General features: G+C 63.4%; 14 protein-coding genes and 1 tRNA gene. 9 read left to right on the top strand and 6 right to left on the bottom strand.

Annotated features, from left to right (window positions below):
• Positions 1 to 3 precede the first annotated feature (3 nt).
• Together CVN68_RS17780 and CVN68_RS17775 are read left to right on the top strand one after the other, a co-directional pair.
• The gene (locus CVN68_RS17780) at positions 4 to 927 is read left to right on the top strand and encodes a hemolysin family protein (protein ID WP_100283381.1); all 924 of its coding nucleotides are present in this window, start codon (positions 4 to 6) and stop codon (positions 925 to 927) included.
• A 5-nt stretch (positions 928 to 932) separates the two neighbouring features.
• The gene (locus CVN68_RS17775) at positions 933 to 2,303 is read left to right on the top strand and encodes a PQQ-dependent sugar dehydrogenase (RefSeq protein ID WP_100283380.1); all 1,371 of its coding nucleotides are present in this window, start codon (positions 933 to 935) and stop codon (positions 2,301 to 2,303) included.
• Between the two features lie 4 nt (positions 2,304 to 2,307).
• On the opposite strand, the gene CVN68_RS17770 is transcribed toward CVN68_RS17775, so the two are convergent.
• Positions 2,308 to 2,610 carry a polyhydroxyalkanoic acid system family protein gene (locus tag CVN68_RS17770; protein ID WP_100283379.1) on the bottom strand — a complete coding sequence of 101 codons (303 nt, stop codon included), beginning with the start codon at positions 2,608 to 2,610 and terminating at the stop codon, positions 2,308 to 2,310.
• Entirely contained in the window at positions 2,610 to 3,029 is a 420-nt protein-coding gene (locus CVN68_RS17765) for a VOC family protein (protein WP_100283378.1), read from the bottom strand. The genes CVN68_RS17770 and CVN68_RS17765 overlap by 1 nt, the downstream gene beginning before the upstream one ends.
• 118 nt (positions 3,030 to 3,147) lie before the next feature.
• Here CVN68_RS17765 and lnt point away from each other — a divergent pair, with 118 nt between their 5' ends.
• From lnt to trmB, 6 genes are all read left to right on the top strand, one after another.
• Positions 3,148 to 4,707 (top strand): apolipoprotein N-acyltransferase, encoded by a 1,560-nt coding sequence (gene lnt, locus CVN68_RS17760; RefSeq protein WP_100283377.1) that lies wholly within the window; start codon positions 3,148 to 3,150, stop codon positions 4,705 to 4,707.
• A 74-nt stretch (positions 4,708 to 4,781) separates the two neighbouring features.
• Entirely contained in the window at positions 4,782 to 5,990 is a 1,209-nt protein-coding gene (gene metK / locus CVN68_RS17755) for a methionine adenosyltransferase (RefSeq protein WP_100283376.1), read from the top strand.
• A gap of 102 nt (positions 5,991 to 6,092) precedes the next feature.
• The gene (locus CVN68_RS17750; protein WP_100283375.1) at positions 6,093 to 6,902 is read left to right on the top strand and encodes a hypothetical protein; all 810 of its coding nucleotides are present in this window, start codon (positions 6,093 to 6,095) and stop codon (positions 6,900 to 6,902) included.
• A 118-nt stretch (positions 6,903 to 7,020) separates the two neighbouring features.
• Entirely contained in the window at positions 7,021 to 7,764 is a 744-nt protein-coding gene (locus CVN68_RS17745; RefSeq protein WP_158298946.1) for an EAL domain-containing protein, read from the top strand.
• Positions 7,765 to 8,082: 318 nt separating this feature from the next.
• Positions 8,083 to 8,931 (top strand): EAL domain-containing protein, encoded by an 849-nt coding sequence (locus CVN68_RS17740; RefSeq protein ID WP_100283373.1) that lies wholly within the window; start codon positions 8,083 to 8,085, stop codon positions 8,929 to 8,931.
• A gap of 34 nt (positions 8,932 to 8,965) precedes the next feature.
• A complete protein-coding gene (gene trmB, locus CVN68_RS17735; protein ID WP_100283372.1) occupies positions 8,966 to 9,646 on the top strand; it encodes a tRNA (guanine(46)-N(7))-methyltransferase TrmB in 681 nt (226 codons plus the stop codon).
• A 3-nt stretch (positions 9,647 to 9,649) separates the two neighbouring features.
• Here trmB and xth read toward each other — a convergent pair whose 3' ends face one another.
• The gene (gene xth, locus CVN68_RS17730) at positions 9,650 to 10,423 is read right to left on the bottom strand and encodes an exodeoxyribonuclease III (protein ID WP_100283371.1); all 774 of its coding nucleotides are present in this window, start codon (positions 10,421 to 10,423) and stop codon (positions 9,650 to 9,652) included.
• Between the two features lie 94 nt (positions 10,424 to 10,517).
• On the opposite strand from xth, the gene CVN68_RS17725 reads away from it, so the two are divergent.
• A tRNA-Lys gene (locus CVN68_RS17725) sits at positions 10,518 to 10,593 on the top strand.
• 2,007 nt (positions 10,594 to 12,600) lie between these two features.
• Here CVN68_RS17725 and CVN68_RS17710 read toward each other — a convergent pair.
• From CVN68_RS17710 to CVN68_RS17700, 3 genes are all read right to left on the bottom strand, one after another.
• On the bottom strand, positions 12,601 to 12,816 hold the full coding sequence (locus CVN68_RS17710) for a helix-turn-helix domain-containing protein (RefSeq protein ID WP_100283369.1): 216 nt from the start codon (positions 12,814 to 12,816) through the stop codon (positions 12,601 to 12,603).
• Positions 12,816 to 13,337 carry a DUF2975 domain-containing protein gene (locus CVN68_RS17705; protein WP_100283368.1) on the bottom strand — a complete coding sequence of 174 codons (522 nt, stop codon included), beginning with the start codon at positions 13,335 to 13,337 and terminating at the stop codon, positions 12,816 to 12,818. Before CVN68_RS17705 ends, CVN68_RS17710 begins: the two co-directional genes overlap by 1 nt.
• Positions 13,338 to 14,602: 1,265 nt before the next feature.
• Positions 14,603 to 15,982, bottom strand: coding sequence for an NnrS family protein (locus CVN68_RS17700; RefSeq protein ID WP_199560120.1), 1,380 nt, complete (start codon positions 15,980 to 15,982; stop codon positions 14,603 to 14,605).
• Positions 15,983 to 16,026: the final 44 nt, after the last annotated feature.

Below are 16,026 nucleotides of genomic sequence, written 5' to 3'. Positions count from 1 at the left end.
AACATGCCCGAGGGCCCCAGTACCGGACACAGTACCGGCACCAACGAGTCCCCTTCCGAACGCGGCGGCATATGGCGGGGCATCCGCACCTTGCTGTTCGGCGACGAGCAGGAAGAGACGCTGCGCGACCGCATCGAGGAGGCGATCGACGAGCATGAGGACGAAGGCGGCAAGGCGCCGGCCGGCGACCTCGCGCCGATCGAGCGCCAGATGCTCCGCAACCTGCTCCATTTCGGCGAGCGCGACGCGGGCGACGTCGGCGTACCGCGCGCCGACATCGTCGCGATCGAGGAAACCACCAGCTTCGACGGGCTGGTTCAGCTCTTCGCCGAGGCGGGGCACAGCCGCCTGCCGGTCTATCGCGACGAGCTCGATACGATCATCGGCATGGTCCACATCAAGGACGTGTTCGCGATTCTCGCCACCGGCGCGCCGCAGCCCGAGACGATCGCCGGGCTGATCCGCCAGCCGCTCTATGTCCCCCAATCGATGGGGGCGCTGGACCTGCTCGCGCGGATGCGCTCGAGCCGCACCCATCTCGCGGTGGTGCTCGACGAATATTCGGGGACCGAGGGGCTTATCACGATCGAGGATCTGATCGAGGAGATCGTCGGCGAAATCGAGGACGAGCATGACGATGCGCCGACCGCCTTGCTCGTGCCGATCGACGGCGGCGGCTGGGATGCCGATGCCCGCGCCGAACTCGAGGACGTCGCCGAGACGGTAGACCGCCGACTCGGCGAAGTCGAAGAGGATGTCGACACGCTCGGCGGGCTCGCCTTCGTGCTGGCCGGGCATGTCCCCGCACCAGGCGAATGCCTCGCCCATCCCAGCGGCTGGACGCTCGAAGTGACCGAGGGCGATTCGCGCAAAGTCACCCGGCTGCGCCTGCACCCGCCCAGGCAGCTCGCCGAGTTCGAGGAATAGATTTCATGCTCAAGCGCATCCTCATCGTTCTCACTCTGCTGGTCGTCGTGGCGATCGCCGGATGGTTCTGGGTCAGCCAGCCGGACAAAGCGCGCCTCAGTGAGCAGGCAGTGACCGGCAGGACGCCGCAGCTCAGCGAGACGCGGAGCGAGGGCTTTCCCACGGTCGGGATCGCCAAGCCGGTGGGCTGGGCCGGCGGCGCGAGGCCGACGGCGGCGGCGGGGCTTCAGGTCACGCCCTTTGCCGACAAGCTCGATCATCCGCGCTGGCTCTATCGCCTGCCGGGGGGCGATGTACTGGTCGCCGAGACCAACTCACCGCCGCGCAAGGGGGGCGGGATCACGGGTTGGGTGATGGGCCTGCTGCTCGGCCAGGCCGGCGCCAACGTTCCTTCGCCCAATCGCATCACCTTGCTGCGCGACACCAACAATGACGGCGTCGCCGACCAGCGCTCGGCACTGCTCACCGGGCTCAACTCGCCCACCGGCATGGCCCTCGTCGGCAACTGGCTCTATGTCGCGAATACCGACGCTCTGGTCCGCTACCCCTTCACACCGGGCCAGACGAAGATCACTGCGAAGCCGGAAAAGATCATCGCGCTTCCCGGCGGCGGCAATCACTGGGCGCGCAACGTGGTCGCCGCGCCCGACGGCAAGACACTCTATGTCAGCGTCGGCTCGGCCTCGAACATCGCCGAGAACGGGCTTGAGGCGGAGGGCACGCTCTATGCCGGCGGCCCGCGCGCCAATTTCGCGAAGAACGGCCGCGCGCTGATCCTGCAGGTGTGGCCGGATACCAAATATGCGCGCGTCTACGCCTGGGGCTTGCGCAATCCCAACGGCATGGCGTTCGAACCAAAGACCGGTGCGCTGTGGACCGTGGTCAACGAGCGCGACATGCTGGGATCGGACATGCCGCCCGATTATCTGACCCAGGTCGATTTCGGCGCCTTTTACGGTTGGCCGTGGAATTATTGGGGCGGCTATGTCGACAAGCGGGTGACGCCCGAGCGGCCGGATCTGCGCGAATATTCGAAGCGGCCGGACTTTGCGCTGGGCGCGCACGTGGCGCCGCTGGGGCTGAGCTTCGCCGGCGACGCCAGGCTCGGCGGCAATTGGGCCAACGGCGCGTTCGTCGGGCTGCACGGATCGTGGAACCGCGAGCCCAAATCGGGCTACAAAGTGGTCTATGTCCCCTTTGGCGACGACGGCTTTCCGGCGAAAAGCGCGAAACCCGTCGACCTGCTCACCGGATTTCTCTCCGCGGACGGCAAGACTACGCGCGGCCGCCCGGTCGGGGTGATCACCGATGCGAGCGGCGCGCTGCTCGTCGCGGACGATGTCGGCAACGTGATCTGGCGCGTGAGCGCCAAATAGGCCGTTACTCGAGCAGCTTCGTGCCCTTCTCGGTCAGCTTCTCGCGGATCTTCGACGCGAACAATGCGAGCATCGGCGGCAGATCGACTTCGGCGTGGACCTTGTCGTCGAGCACGTCGAGCCGGCTGGACACCTTTTGCCCCATCGCCGACACGGTGAAGTGCAGCGTGTCTCCTTCCCACCGTTGCTCGACATGCCCGCCGCCGGGCACGATCTCGGTGATCCTGCCCACGCCTCCGGCAATGCGCGCGCGCGCCGCGGCGCGGCCCAATTTGTGCGGAATATCGACGACGACCGGATCAGCCATCAGCGTGCGAACAAATTTGCATCGTCGGCAAACGCCTTGAACTCGAGCGCGTTGCCGCTGGGGTCGTAAAAAAACATCGTCGCCTGCTCGCCGATCTGCCCCTTGAAACGAACATGCGGCGCGATTCCGAACCGGATCCCTGCCGCCTCGAGGCGGGCGGCAAGCGCCTCCCAGTCGGGCATGGTCAGCACCACGCCGAAATGGGGCACGGGGACGTCGTGGCCATCGACTGCATTGACGACTGCTGCCGGCTTTGCGCCGGGATCGCGGTGCGTGACGATCTGGTGACCGAACAGATCGAAATCGATCCAGCTATCGGTCGAGCGCCCCTCCGCACAGCCGAGCACGCCGCCGTAAAAGGCACGCGCGGCTTCGATGTCGTGGACCGGGAAAGCGAGATGGAAGGGACGCAGGGTCATGCCCTTCCCTTACCCCGCCTCCCGCTACCCGTCACCCGGCCTCGTGCCGGGGTGACGAGAGACGGGTAAAGCGTGCCACCTCTCCCCCTTGTCGAAAGGATCGGGTAAGCGACGACCGATGCTTTCCCGCCCCCTGCTCACGGCCCTGCTCGCCGGCCTGATCTCTGCCACCGGTTTCGCACCGTTGAACCTGTGGCCGATCACGCTGCTCGCCTTCGCCACGCTGCTCTGGCTGAGCTGGTCCGCACCGACGTTGAAGAGCGTGCTGCTGCGTGGCTGGTTGTTCGGGCTCGGGCATTTCACCGTGGGCAACAACTGGATCCAGCACGCCTTCGACTATCAGGACAAGATGCCGCCGGTGCTCGGCTATTTCGCCGTGCTGCTGCTGGCATCGTACCTTGCGATCTATCCGGCCTTCGCAATGGGGCTCGCCTGGCGCTTCGCCCGGCTTGTCCGCAGCCGCGCCGGCCGGGAAGGGCCCGATATCGCCTTCGTCCTTGCGGCGGCGGCTTCGTGGATCGTCACCGAATATCTGCGTGCCGTGCTCTTCACCGGCTATCCGTGGAACCCGCTCGGGGTGATCTGGCTGACGACACCGCTGGCGCAGATCTCGGCATGGATCGGCACCTATGCCTTGTCGGGCGTCGCGATCCTGGCCGCCGGCTTGCTCTTCCTCGCTTCACGGCGCCACTATCGCCCGGTGATGATCGGCGCGCCGTTGCTGATCGCGCTGTCGCTGGTCAACATGGACTTCGCGCTAACCGCGCCCACTCCAGACTCGACGGCGCCGCGCGTCCGCGTGATCCAGCCCAATATCGGGCAGGAGGACGTGGCCGACGTCGATTACCCCGAGCGCGTGCTGGTCAAATTGCTCGAACTGAGCGGGCGGCCCGGCCCGGCGCCCCGGCTGCTCGTCTGGCCCGAGGGCACGGTCAATTATTATGTCGAGGACGGCTATCCCGACACGCGCTTCTATGGCCGCGGCGATCCGCGCTGGGTCCGTGCGCGCATCGCGGCGCAACTCGGACCGAAAGACATCGCGCTGATCGGCGGAACAGCCTTGTTCTTCGGTAAGGACGGGCAGTTGAGCGGGGCCGGCAATTCGGTCTGGTCGCTCGATTCGCAGGGCAGGCTCGGCCAACGCTACGACAAGGCGCATCTCGTCCCATATGGCGAATATCTGCCGATGCGGACGCTTCTCGCCCCGCTCGGGCTCGCCCGGCTGGTGATGGGCGAAATCGACTTCATCTCCGGCCCCGGCCCGCGCGCGATCGACACGCCCGGCTTCGGCAAGGCCGGAATCCAGATCTGTTACGAGATCATCTTCTCCGGCCAGATCGTCGATCGCCGCAACCGACCGGACTTTCTGTTCAACCCGTCCAACGATGCGTGGTTCGGCAAATGGGGGCCGCCGCAGCATCTGGCGCAGGCCCGGCTGCGCGCAATCGAGGAGGGACTGCCGATCCTGCGCTCCACCCCCACCGGCATCTCCGCGGTGATCGACGGGCGTGGCCATGTGCTCGAATTGATCCCGCACCAGCAGCAAGGCGCGATCGAGCTGGCCCTGCCCCGCCCGCTGCCGCCGACACTCTTCGCGCGAATCGGCAACTGGCTCGCCTTCCTCGTCGCCGGCGCATTGTATTTGTTCGCGATTGCGTTCCGTCGTCTGGCCCGCTAGGGGCAAGATATAAGGAAAGCTTTATATGGGCATGGCAACGGCCCGGCTGTCCTTCCCACGACTCGAGGAAAATCATGCGTTCCAGCTATCTCTTCACGTCCGAATCGGTTTCGGAAGGTCATCCCGACAAAGTCGCCGACCAGATTTCCGACGCCATCGTCGACCTGTTCCTGTCCAAGGACCCTGAAGCTCGCATCGCCTGCGAGACGCTCACCACCACCCAGCTCGTGGTTCTCGCCGGGGAAATCCGCGGCAAGGGGATCATGGACGAGGCCGGCAATTGGGCGCCCGGCGTAAAGGAAGAAGTCGAAGCGACCGTGCGCAATACGGTGAAGCGGATCGGCTACGAGCAGGACGGCTTCCACTGGGAGACGCTGCGCTTCGAGAACAATTTGCATCCGCAGTCGGCGCACATCGCGCAGGGCGTGGACGCAGGCGGCAACAAGGACGAAGGCGCCGGCGACCAGGGTATCATGTTCGGTTATGCGGCCAACGACACCCCCGATCTGATGCCGGCGACGCTCTATTACAGCCACAAGATTCTTGAGCGCATGGCCGCCGATCGCCATTCGGGCGCGGCGCCGTTCCTAGAACCCGACGCCAAGAGCCAGGTCACGTTGCGCTACGAGGGCAGCAAGCCCGTCGCAGCCACGGCGATCGTCGTCTCGACCCAACACGGCAAGGGCTATGACGAAGGCGACAAGGAAGCCGAGCTCCATGCCTATGTGAAGAAGGTCGTTGCCGACATTCTTCCGGCCGAGCTGCTTTCGGAGACCGTCTATCACATCAACCCGACGGGCAGCTTCGAGATCGGCGGACCCGACGGCGACGCCGGCCTCACCGGGCGGAAGATCATCGTCGACACCTATGGTGGCGCGGCGCCACACGGCGGCGGCGCCTTTTCGGGCAAGGACCCCACCAAGGTCGATCGCTCGGCGGCGTACATCACCCGCTATCTGGCGAAGAACATCGTTGCCGCCGGCCTCGCCCAGCGCGTGACGATCCAGCTCGCCTACGCGATTGGCGTGTCGAAGCCGCTGTCGCTCTATGTCGACACGCACGACACCGGCACCGTCGGCGACGACGAGATCGAAGCCGCGATCCAGGGCATCGAGAAGCTGGGCGGGCTCACCCCGCGCGCCATCCGCACCCATCTCGGCCTCAACAAGCCGATCTACGAAAAGACCGCGGCCTACGGCCATTTCGGCCGCAAGGCCGAAGGCGATTTCTTCCCTTGGGAGAAGACCGACCTCGTCGAGGACCTCAAGGCCGCTCTGGCCTGATCGGACTGCAAACCTCAAACAGGGGCCGGGGGAGCGATCCTCCGGCCCTTTGCGTTGCAATCGCCTCTTTCCGCGCTAGTCTTCCGGCGAGGGGGATATGAGATGCGCCCGGCATCGCTGGCACTTGCCCTGGTCTCCGCGTCACCGGTCCACGCGCAAGCGGGCGGTGACGAAGCTGGGGCGCTTCAGGCCGCTATCGAGCGCGGCCGGCTGCTTTATTCCTATGACCAGGCCGCGTGGCATGGCACCGACGATATGCTCGGAAAGATCAAGAAGCCGCAGGAGCGGCTGGGTGGGTGGATCGTCGACGGACCGCCCGAATCAGCGGAACTGGTCTTCTACGACCAGAATACAGCTGATCCCCACGCCGTCTATGTGGCTACCTTCAACGGCAGCAAGTTGCTTTCCTCGCGTGTGCTCGGCCCCGGAGAGGATCGCAGTCTCACGCCGCAGCGAAAGCGCATGATCGCCGCGGTCAGAACCGCGACTGCCGCCTTAGAAGCCAGCCAGGTCAAGCGATGCGTGGAGAAGCCGTTCAACACGGTCGTGCTGCCGCCCGCGAGCGCGAACGATCCGGTGAGCGTCTATTATCTCACTCCGCAGATCGACACCAAGGTCATCCCATTCGGCGGCCATTACCGCGTGGACGTCTCGGCGGACAACAAAGCGGGTCCGGTCCGTGCGTTCACCAAATCGTGCATCGCATTTCCGATAGAACCGCCTGGCAAGAGCAAGAATGCGAAATCGACGATCCTGACAATCACCCATCTGCTCGATCCCACACCAACCGAAATTCACGTCTTTTCCTCACTCGTGGCGGGCAGGCTCGTCATGGTAATCACGGCGGCGGAAAGAATCTGGTCAGTCGATGGCGACAGGGGTATCCGCCCCTTCGATCTCCGCGCCAGATAGCCGGCGCCGTCTGGCATCGCTCGCCGCGGGATTCTACGGAGCTCGCGTTAACCCTCAGGTAACCGCGCTTGTTCACTACGATGGCTGCAAAGGAGCGGAAACGTTGGAGTCGCAGTCAGTGACATCGGAATCGGAAGGCGGGTCGAAGTCCGACTCAGGCCTTACCATCGCGTTTCAGCCGATCGCCGATATCTCCGGCAATCGCGTCTACGCCTATGAGGCGATCATCCGCGGTCCCAACGGCGAGACTGCCACCCAGATTTTCGAGTCGCTCTCCCCCGAAGCCAAAGTGAGCTTCGACCAGCGCTGCGCCGCGGGTGCGATCCGCTGGGCAATGTCGGCGGGGCTCGGCACCAGCGGTGCGCGTCTGCTGATCCCGGTCCAGGCCGAATCGATCCACGCTCCCGCCGAGCATCTCGAACCGATCCTGCGGGTCTCGCGCCTATCCGGCCTGATCCCGGAGCGCCTGATCTTCGGGCTCGACGGCTATCGGCAATTGTCGGGTCCCCATCTCGCCGAAATCATCGACGTCCACCGCAAGGCAGGGCCGCTGACTGCATTCTCCGGCCTCGGCCCCGGCCATGCCGGGCTTGCGCTGTGCGGCCGATATCTGCCCGATCTGGTGATCCTCGAATCCGAACTCGTCAGCGCGATCGCCAGCAGCTGGTCGCGCCGACTCGTTCTCGAGGATCTCACGCCGCGTATTCGCAGCCTCGGCCTCAAGGTGATCGCCACGGGCGTCGATAGCGAGCCGGTACTCCAGCGGCTGCGCGGCTACGGCATCACATTGGTCCAAGGCGAGGAGATCGCCAGTCCCGCGGTGCGCACTCTTCCCACGCCGACGCTGCGCCGCGCCGCCTGAACCTCCGGCGCTCGCTCGCCGATCGCGCCGCCGAATCCCGAAGCGCATCACGCGATTCCGAATGACGCGTGTGCGCAGTCGACATTGCGGCATCGATTCGCTCGATCTTGTTGGCGCGGCGTGCGGCCTTTGGCACCGCGAGCTCTTCCTTGCCATGCCGCAACGACCCGCGGGTAGCCGTGCGGTTCGACGGCCGACTCCGCATGGTATCGGGTGTAACCCCGGAGAATCCCTATCGGTGGGAATCCAACGCGGCAACGCACGGAATGGGCAGGGCGGACATTAACCAATATTTCAGCTCCCGAACGAGGAGCCCGCATGACCGCCACCTATTCAGCCCCCCTGTTGACCGCCACGCTCAATCGCGCCGATCCGCGGCTCGATCTCACGATCGGCTTCCGCCCGATGATCGCCAAGGGCGCCGATCGGCCCTTTGCGTGGCAGGCAGTGGCGAGCGGCGTCGATGGCCGCAGCTTTGCGGCAATCTCCGCCTCCTTGCTCCCCGAGCAGCGCCCCGCGCTCGAGGCGCGTCGCCTCACGCTGGCGCTGGCACGCGCCGCCGCACTGGGCCTCCATCGCGGCGAGGCGTTGATCGCCATCCCGCTCGGCGCCGCGGCGGGGCTGGCCGAGCCGCTCCTTTCGCATCTGTTCCGCGCCGCGCTGGCGAATCATGTCGCCAGCGATCGGCTGGTGGTCGAGATCAGCGCCGACGAGCGCGGCGATCTTGATCAAGCCGTAGCGCTCGCCGAGGCCTGCACCCGGCGGGGTATCTCGATAACGCTCGATGCCTTTGCCGCCGGGCCGGTCGCGCTCAAGCTGCTCGCGCGCTTCACGCCGCGCTTCGTCAAGCTCGACCCGTCGCTGGTACGGGGAATCGACGGCAGCGCATCGCGCCGGCTGATGGCCGAAGGCGTAATGCGGCTCGCTCGCAACATGGGGGTCACCGTGATCGCCCGTGGCGTCGAGCGTCGCGGCGAGCATGACCTGCTCCACACGATGGGCGTGCACCACTTCCAGATCGCCACCGCGTCGATCCCCCATCCCGACCTCGCCCGCCGCGAGCCCCGCGGAGTCGCACAGCCGCTGCACCGTCGCCTCGCGCATCATAACCGCGCCGCCTTTCCGCTGCGCGCCGCCCGCCCCGCCGAAATGGCGCTCGCAGTCTAGGTTGCACGCCGCCGCAACGGCGCTAACAGGCCGCATGGCCGATCCGATCACCATCCGCCGCCTCTATGGCCGCGCCAAGGGACACAAGCTCCGTCAGGGCCAAGCGGCGTTGGTCGAGGAGATGCTGCCCGAAATCAGCATTCCCGAAACCGGCCCGCTCGATGCGCGCACGTTGTTCGGCGACGACCGTTCACTTGAGTTCGAGATCGGTTTCGGCGGTGGCGAGCATCTCGCCGGCCAGGCGGCGATGCGCCCCGATCACGGCTTCATCGGCTGCGAGCCCTTCCTCAACGGCGTGGTCGGCGCGCTCAACCATATTCGCGACGACAAGCTCGACAATGTCCGGTTGCACATGGGCGATGCGCTCGAAGCACTCGAGCGACTGCCCGACGCCAGCCTCGATCGCGTGTACCTGCTTCACCCCGATCCCTGGCGCAAAGCGCGTCACGCCAAGCGCCGGATGGTCAATGACGGTCCGCTCGACCTGATCGCCGCCAAGCTCAAGCCCGGATGCGAGTTTCGCCTCGGCACCGACGACCCGACTTATTGCCGCTGGGCGATGATGGTGATGAACCGGCGCCGCGACTTCGCATGGCAGGCAGAGAGCGCAGCCGACTTCCTCACGCGCCCGGCCGATTGGCCCGAGACACGCTACGAGCGCAAGGCGCGGCGGCAGGGGAACGAAGTCTGGTACTTCCGGTACCTGCGAGTCTGAACCTCATAGATCCAGTTCTACCCACACCGGCGCATGATCGCTGGTCTTCTCCCAGCCGCGCACATGCGAATCGACTTTGGCCGTCGTCAGCGTCTTTGCCGCGGGCGCGTTGAGCAGCAGATGGTCGATCCGAAGCCCGGCATTGCGGGCGTACGCGTTCCGGAAATAGTCCCAGAAGGTATAGATCGTCTCATCGGGGTGCAGCGTGCGCAGCGCATCGCTCCAGCCCTGAGCGAGCATCCGGAAATACGCCGCCTTCACTTGGGGCGCGAACAGCGCGTCGTCTAGCCAGCGCTCGGGCTTGTAGACGTCACTGTCGGTGGGCATCACGTTATAGTCGCCCGCGATCACCACCGGCGCTTCGGTCCCCACCAAGGTCGCAGCATGCGCGATCAGCCGGTCGAACCAGCGTAGCTTATAGTCGAATTTTGGTCCTGGCTTCGGGTTGCCGTTGGGAAGATAGAGCCCGGCCACCAGCACACCGTTCACAGCGGCCTCGATATAGCGGCTGTGGCTGTCGTCTGGGTCGCCGGGAAGACCGCGTCGGGTCTCGACCGGATCGCAGCCGCGCGCGAGGATCGCCACGCCGTTCCAGCTTTTCTGCCCGTGCCAGACTGCGCCGTAACCGGCATCGCGGATCACGCCCTCGGGGAATTTCTCGTCGGGCGCCTTGAGTTCCTGAAGGCACACCACGTCGGGTTTGGTTTCGGCAAGCCAGCGCAACAGTACCGGAAGCCGCCCGTTCACGCCGTTCACATTCCAGGTCGCTATCCGCACGCAGATCCTCCGCCCCAACAAGGCCTGTGAAGCACAAAGGGTTCCCATGTGCCGGTTGACCCGCCCGTCAGCCGCGCTTAGGGGCACGCAGCGTGGGTCCGTAGCTCAGTTGGTAGAGCAAGCGACTTTTAATCGAGAGGTCCCGGGTTCGAATCCCGGCGGACCCACCACTCGAAACCCTTGCTGTCGGGACAACCTGACCCTGACCCTCGGGCAACCTTAAGGCGACCCTGCGCGGGCAGTAATAGTGGCTGCATCTAGATGCGGTGTCAGTAAGCACGATCATCCTTGCCGGAGGTGATGTGGCAAACGCCCCGCGCAATGACCAATGGTGGGCCGTTTGTGGTCCGTCCGCTTTCAACTGGCTCGGCCGCGATAGCTGCCATCGAGGCCGCGAGGCTCGCGAACGGCAGCTCACGCCCCTATTCACGGAATAGCCCCAAAGTCGGCCGTTCAGGCTGGTGAGGCGCATCCCCCGAAAGCGGACGTTTGTTCATCTGGGCACAATGACCGCCGGCCGAAGTCCGATCGACAGCACGCATATGAAGGTCCACCGCTCGGCGGGCGGCGGAAACGGCGGTCATTTAGCGTGGCCGCGTCGCTGCCCGAAAGCGGCGATACGTTCAGCTTGAGGGCGAACGGCCGCTACTGCAGAGGACCGCGCTGCCCGCCATCCGCTCCCAGCCAATCCCCACTGCCTAGTATAAGCGCCGTGCGAATCAGCGCCGGGGAACTGAGGCCCCTGCATATGGGTCATAATTTGGCGGCTGTTTTGATGGCTCGACTGAAACTGCCAGGACGGGCGGTGGCACCGCGGCGGATTGGCTTCCATGAATGGCGCTTTTAAGGCCTGCCACGATGCTTGAGGCCCCAAAACGGGATAAAGCAACCCAGAATGACGGTGAGCGCGCGCCGGATGTCGACGCGACTGCTGAGCGCCACGAAACTGACGCTGGCGACTGCGATGACGGCAACAGTTGTTGCTTGCCGAGCAGAGTGCCCTGCAGCCAGCCGAGTATTTGTTTAGGCTACAATAATGCGCACGCCTATTATGCAGCATTAGACAGCCAAAATCTACTTGATAACCCTTGGGCGAATACTGTGTAGGCACCATAACCAGAACGAAACAACGGCTGTAATCGTTAACCCACGTAAATATACCTCCATTCTGGTCACCGGCTCCCGAAGGTCAGGAAGGGCATTAATTAGCAGAAAAAGCCACAACAACACCACGCCTAGCAAGCCAGCGTAGTAGGCAAGTTTTATACGCATGATTATCCCAATTAGTCCAAATATCATAAGGATTGTAATGGCTATCCTGATCCATTCCTTCAAGCCACCGTCAAGGAAGATGCCTACGTAAAATATGGCCATAACGAACAATGCCGAAGCCATGACCAGCCGGAGCCTAAAGGTTGTGCTATTGGACATTTCTTTCGCACCACTCTTTCATCTCAGATTTGGTGAATCTGTGAAAATTGTTGCCATCGTAACCTGTCTGTAGCGCATCTATTGAATAAGGGCTGCTTCCGCCGAAAATCCTCTTGATGGGCTTGATCCAGTTTTGATAGATCCACACCTCCGGATCACTCCATCCGTCTTTGGCCGCGAAAAGAAAGTTCTCTGCATTCCTGTACGTGGTTACGTTCCACTGCTTCGGAGCGTTATCGGGATTACGCAAGTGCACAGCGAGCTGGTGCGCGGTCTCAAAGTTCCAATTTGCCTTCGCCAACAGAGCGCAAACCAAGCGATTTCTGGCGGCTGTTTTCTTTGGATCCGCCTTTTCCGGTTTCGCGGGCCTGCAGGTTGACGGGAGCCCATTTGTGATGAGGCAGGGACCTTGGGAAGTCTGCCTCCGCTGAGCTGCGGCGCGACTTTCCGCCTCCTGATAGTTGCATAATCATACCAGTTCAGCCCGTCGCCATATCCGATCGGATCCGTCTGCAGGAACCGCCTTCGTCGCGAGACAGGGCAGCCCCACCTTCTATCGCGATGCAAGCGGTGAACTCAGGCGCGGCCTTGAGCGCTACCGCGCAGGGATGGAGCATTTGCCCGAGAAACGGCATTAACAAAATGGACAGCATGGTACTTCCTCAAGCAAAATTGGCGCAGGTATTCGCTCGCGCACACGCAATTTGCGTCGGCGGTATTCGTCGATGTTCGGGTGGTGCTTAGCCTTAGCTTGGCGGAGGAGAACTATAGTTGATTAGGTCACCTGGCTGGCAATTTAACTCACGGCAAATCGCCTCTAATGTTGAGAAGCGGATCGCCTTCGCTTTGCCCGTCTTCAGAATAGACAAATTGGCTAAGGTGAGGTCGATGCGTTCGGAGAGCTCCGTCAGGGTCATACCGCGCCTCTGAAGTAGGACATCGAGCGTCACACCGATCGGCATCAGACTGTGCCAATCAGATCGTCGCGCATCGCCGAACCGTGCCGAAATACACGAGCGAGGATGAAAACCGTCGCGGCGAGGACTATTCCTCCACAGGGCGCTCCGAAGTTGACCGTCAACTCCTCGAAATACTGCGAGAGCCAAAAGGCGATACCACTGGCTAGCCAACCGCCTGCGGTTGCACCCAGAGCATACCATCCCATCCGGGCCAGCCGCTCTGCGTTGGCGGGCTCGAACGGGTCGCCGGTTCGCACCGTTCCAATAATACGTCCCAGCTGCATGGCGAATAGGACAGACAAGAAAAGTGTTAGCAGCACGACCATAGCACCGACGACGATCAGCGGAAGCGCAAACGATGGGGCGCTAGCGAGACCCTCGAAGATATTCGACTTAGGGTCGAGGAGTATCACTATCGTGGCACCCGCAACGATGACCGCGAAGAGTGCGGTGACCGCAATGTAGATGTGCAGTCCTATGCGGGAGATAGTGAGTAGCACGTCTCCCCGCTGCCTGTTTGCCATGGTTTTACCTCCAAAAAGCCGTTAGCCACAGCATCTCGAATATCGATAAGCACCTAGAAGCATATCGTCAATCAATAATATTGATATTCGATGTGGCCGGTGCTGTAAGGCGCTGCTCGGCAGAGTCGGGCGCGCGGGCGGCATGCCCATCCTCTCAAAGAAATTCCTCGCTCGCGCGCCTACTCAAGAATCCGCAACCACCGAATTGCCGTCGTTCGCGGTGGGATGAACAAACGGCGGCTTTCGGGTGCCGGCGCGACCGTTCGGAACGACCAGCGTTGAGCGCAAAGCTGCCTTCCCTCCCCTGCCGATCTTTTGGTCAGAGCGCCTAACCAGATCGCTCAGTTCGGCTGAGCGGGAGGAAGCCCGGATTCCCCGCAGCGAATTGCTTTGACAGAACAATCTTATGGGCAACTTCCAGCTACCCCACACTTTCCCCCACCCTTGGTGTGAGATTGTATGGAGCGATGCGACATGGCTCGCGACCGGTAGGCGCCCAATTGCCGCCGTCCAGCGGCACTCGCGCGAAGCCCATAAGCTGCCGCTGGTTCAAGCTTGGGCAGTCCCACGCTTGACCATCATCGCCACGATGGCTCGTTTGAGGGGTGTAGGACGGTACCCCCCCATGTCCAATCGGCTCCGACTCGAGCAGCTTCGTTAGGAGGGCCCACATCGCTCCCGGGGGTCGGCTCATTCTCGCTACGCATCTTTGCGAGTGGATCGGCCGACACTTTCTTAACGGCAGTTGTTAGATCATCGCGACGTGCAGGGAGTACCAATATGGATCGCCACACCCTCGACAGCTTAGTATTGATGCCGCCGCCCCCCTTCGCTCACCAGGAGCACTGGGAGCGGTGTCCGAGTTGCAGCCAGTGGTTTGACGCGCGTGACCTCGCTGATGTGCTTCATCACGATTTCGAAAAAACCACTCCGAAGCGAGCGCACTGAATTTTGGGAGGAGGCGAACTTAGATGGGTGCGGACTCGCTGAGCCAAGCGAAGTCTCCCGATCTTATTCGGCCTCACTCCGAAGGCAGAGGCCACTGGTTCGAATCCAGTCGAGTCCCATAAAATCAATAACTTAGAGACTCAACGCGACGGCCGTGCGGAAAACGTACGGAAAACGTCGTCGGACCAATTCGTCCAATTTGGGACGATGTTCCGGCGGTCGGGCGGATGCTCTCCCTGATTCGCATCCGCTTTGAGGGCAGATCGCGCGCTTGCACGGAGTCAGAGCCGATGCGTCGAAACACCGCGGTCGGTCGATCAATGTCCTGTTGTGAGCCGTTTGCAGACCGGCAGGTTTCGGCATTGGAGTTCCGATTGCTGCCGTTCGCGAGTGTTGCAGACGCAGCAGTACGCGCTGGCTGGTGTTGGGTTACCGCCACCCAATCCATCGATATCAAGGCGCATCAAATCGATATAGATGGTCTGATCTCGGCGACGCGTTCCTAAGCTTCCCCCTCCCAGCCGCGGACCGAAGAGAATCGGCCCATAATCGACAAGAAAGACCAGGAACGCGCCAGCCCAGGTGACCGCCGCAACCTCCATCCCAAATCCATAGTCGAGGAGACCGAGCGACGCCGAAACCCTCAGCAGGGCACCGCCGGTCACGAGCGCGTAGAGGAGCACGGTCAACGGACTCGCTTTGAGCTCGCGGCCGGTATGACTCAGGCTCGCCCGTGTCATCACGGCGAGGATCATCGTCGCCATCGCACCCGCCGTCAGGGCATGGATCGCCGCCGACCGCGGGATCGGCGCGCCGAGGATCGAGGCGGCCAGAAGAACGAGCCCTACCGGGACCCAAGCATAGCCGATGTGGAGGATGAGCACGAGGGGGTCCGCTGCCGCGCGCAATCCGCGCCAGCGCGCCAGGCGTATCGTCTGCAACAGGCCGGCGGCCAGCAGGACGGCTCCCACATACCGCCGCTCGGGAGTCGCTACCCAGGTGAGGAGGCCCAGCGCCGTAATCGCGATCGTCGCCAGATCGAACCGGCCCGGCTGACCGGGCAAACCTTGGCTGACCCCCCGTTTTGCGAGCCAGTTGTGCGTGAAAGAGGGAATGATCCGGCCGCCGATCAGCGAGATCATCAGTACGACCAGCCCGAGCCCCAACCGCCAACCCAGTCCGTCGTCTGCGAACCACCCAAACGCGGCCGCATAATCAACGGCGTTCGCTATCCCGAAGAGCAGAACCAGACCGACTGTGGGCACATTGCGGTTCTTGCGGGCGCGCACTTCCCGGGCTGCGAGGCCTGCCAGGAGGAGGTAGAAGCCGATGTCGAGCAGGGCGGCGGGGACGATCCCGATAATCGCCGAAAACAGTACGGCCAGGCGCGCAACGAGCCAGACACCGAACAGAGCCGCGAGAGGGGCGCCGGCAATGGGAAGCCGCCCGGTCCAGTTGGGAACCGTGGTGAGCAGGAAACCCGCGACTACCGCTCCGACGAACCCGAACAGCATTTCATGCCGGTGCCACGCGAGCGGCTCAAACGCGCCGGAAATCGTCAGCGCTCCGGTAAGCGCTGCCGCCCACAAGGCGAGCGCCACGACCGCCCAGACCGCTCCGCCAAAGAAGAAGGGCCGGAAGCCTCCGCGTAGAAAAGGCGGCGCGGCCGCCATCCTCCGCCGTCGCAGCGCCAGCATCTTCTCGCCTCGGGTTTGCACGTTAGCCTCCATAGGTCGCCAGA

The organism is Sphingomonas psychrotolerans (genome assembly GCF_002796605.1).
Classification (GTDB): domain Bacteria; phylum Pseudomonadota; class Alphaproteobacteria; order Sphingomonadales; family Sphingomonadaceae; genus Sphingomonas; species Sphingomonas psychrotolerans.
Note: the sequence above shows the minus strand (reverse complement) of the source record. Positions and strands in the feature narration are given on the sequence as shown.

Coding starts and splice junctions, on each gene's coding strand:
- CVN68_RS17780 (WP_100283381.1), top strand. CDS start 4: ATGCCCGAGGGCCCCAGTACCGGACACAGTACCGGCACCAACGAGTCC.
- CVN68_RS17775 (WP_100283380.1), top strand. CDS start 933: ATGCTCAAGCGCATCCTCATCGTTCTCACTCTGCTGGTCGTCGTGGCG.
- CVN68_RS17770 (WP_100283379.1), bottom strand. CDS start 2,610: ATGGCTGATCCGGTCGTCGTCGATATTCCGCACAAATTGGGCCGCGCC.
- CVN68_RS17765 (WP_100283378.1), bottom strand. CDS start 3,029: ATGACCCTGCGTCCCTTCCATCTCGCTTTCCCGGTCCACGACATCGAA.
- lnt (WP_100283377.1), top strand. CDS start 3,148: ATGCTTTCCCGCCCCCTGCTCACGGCCCTGCTCGCCGGCCTGATCTCT.
- metK (WP_100283376.1), top strand. CDS start 4,782: ATGCGTTCCAGCTATCTCTTCACGTCCGAATCGGTTTCGGAAGGTCAT.
- CVN68_RS17750 (WP_100283375.1), top strand. CDS start 6,093: ATGCGCCCGGCATCGCTGGCACTTGCCCTGGTCTCCGCGTCACCGGTC.
- CVN68_RS17740 (WP_100283373.1), top strand. CDS start 8,083: ATGACCGCCACCTATTCAGCCCCCCTGTTGACCGCCACGCTCAATCGC.
- trmB (WP_100283372.1), top strand. CDS start 8,966: ATGGCCGATCCGATCACCATCCGCCGCCTCTATGGCCGCGCCAAGGGA.
- CVN68_RS17710 (WP_100283369.1), bottom strand. CDS start 12,816: ATGCCGATCGGTGTGACGCTCGATGTCCTACTTCAGAGGCGCGGTATG.
- CVN68_RS17705 (WP_100283368.1), bottom strand. CDS start 13,337: ATGGCAAACAGGCAGCGGGGAGACGTGCTACTCACTATCTCCCGCATA.
- CVN68_RS17700 (WP_199560120.1), bottom strand. CDS start 15,982: ATGCTGGCGCTGCGACGGCGGAGGATGGCGGCCGCGCCGCCTTTTCTA.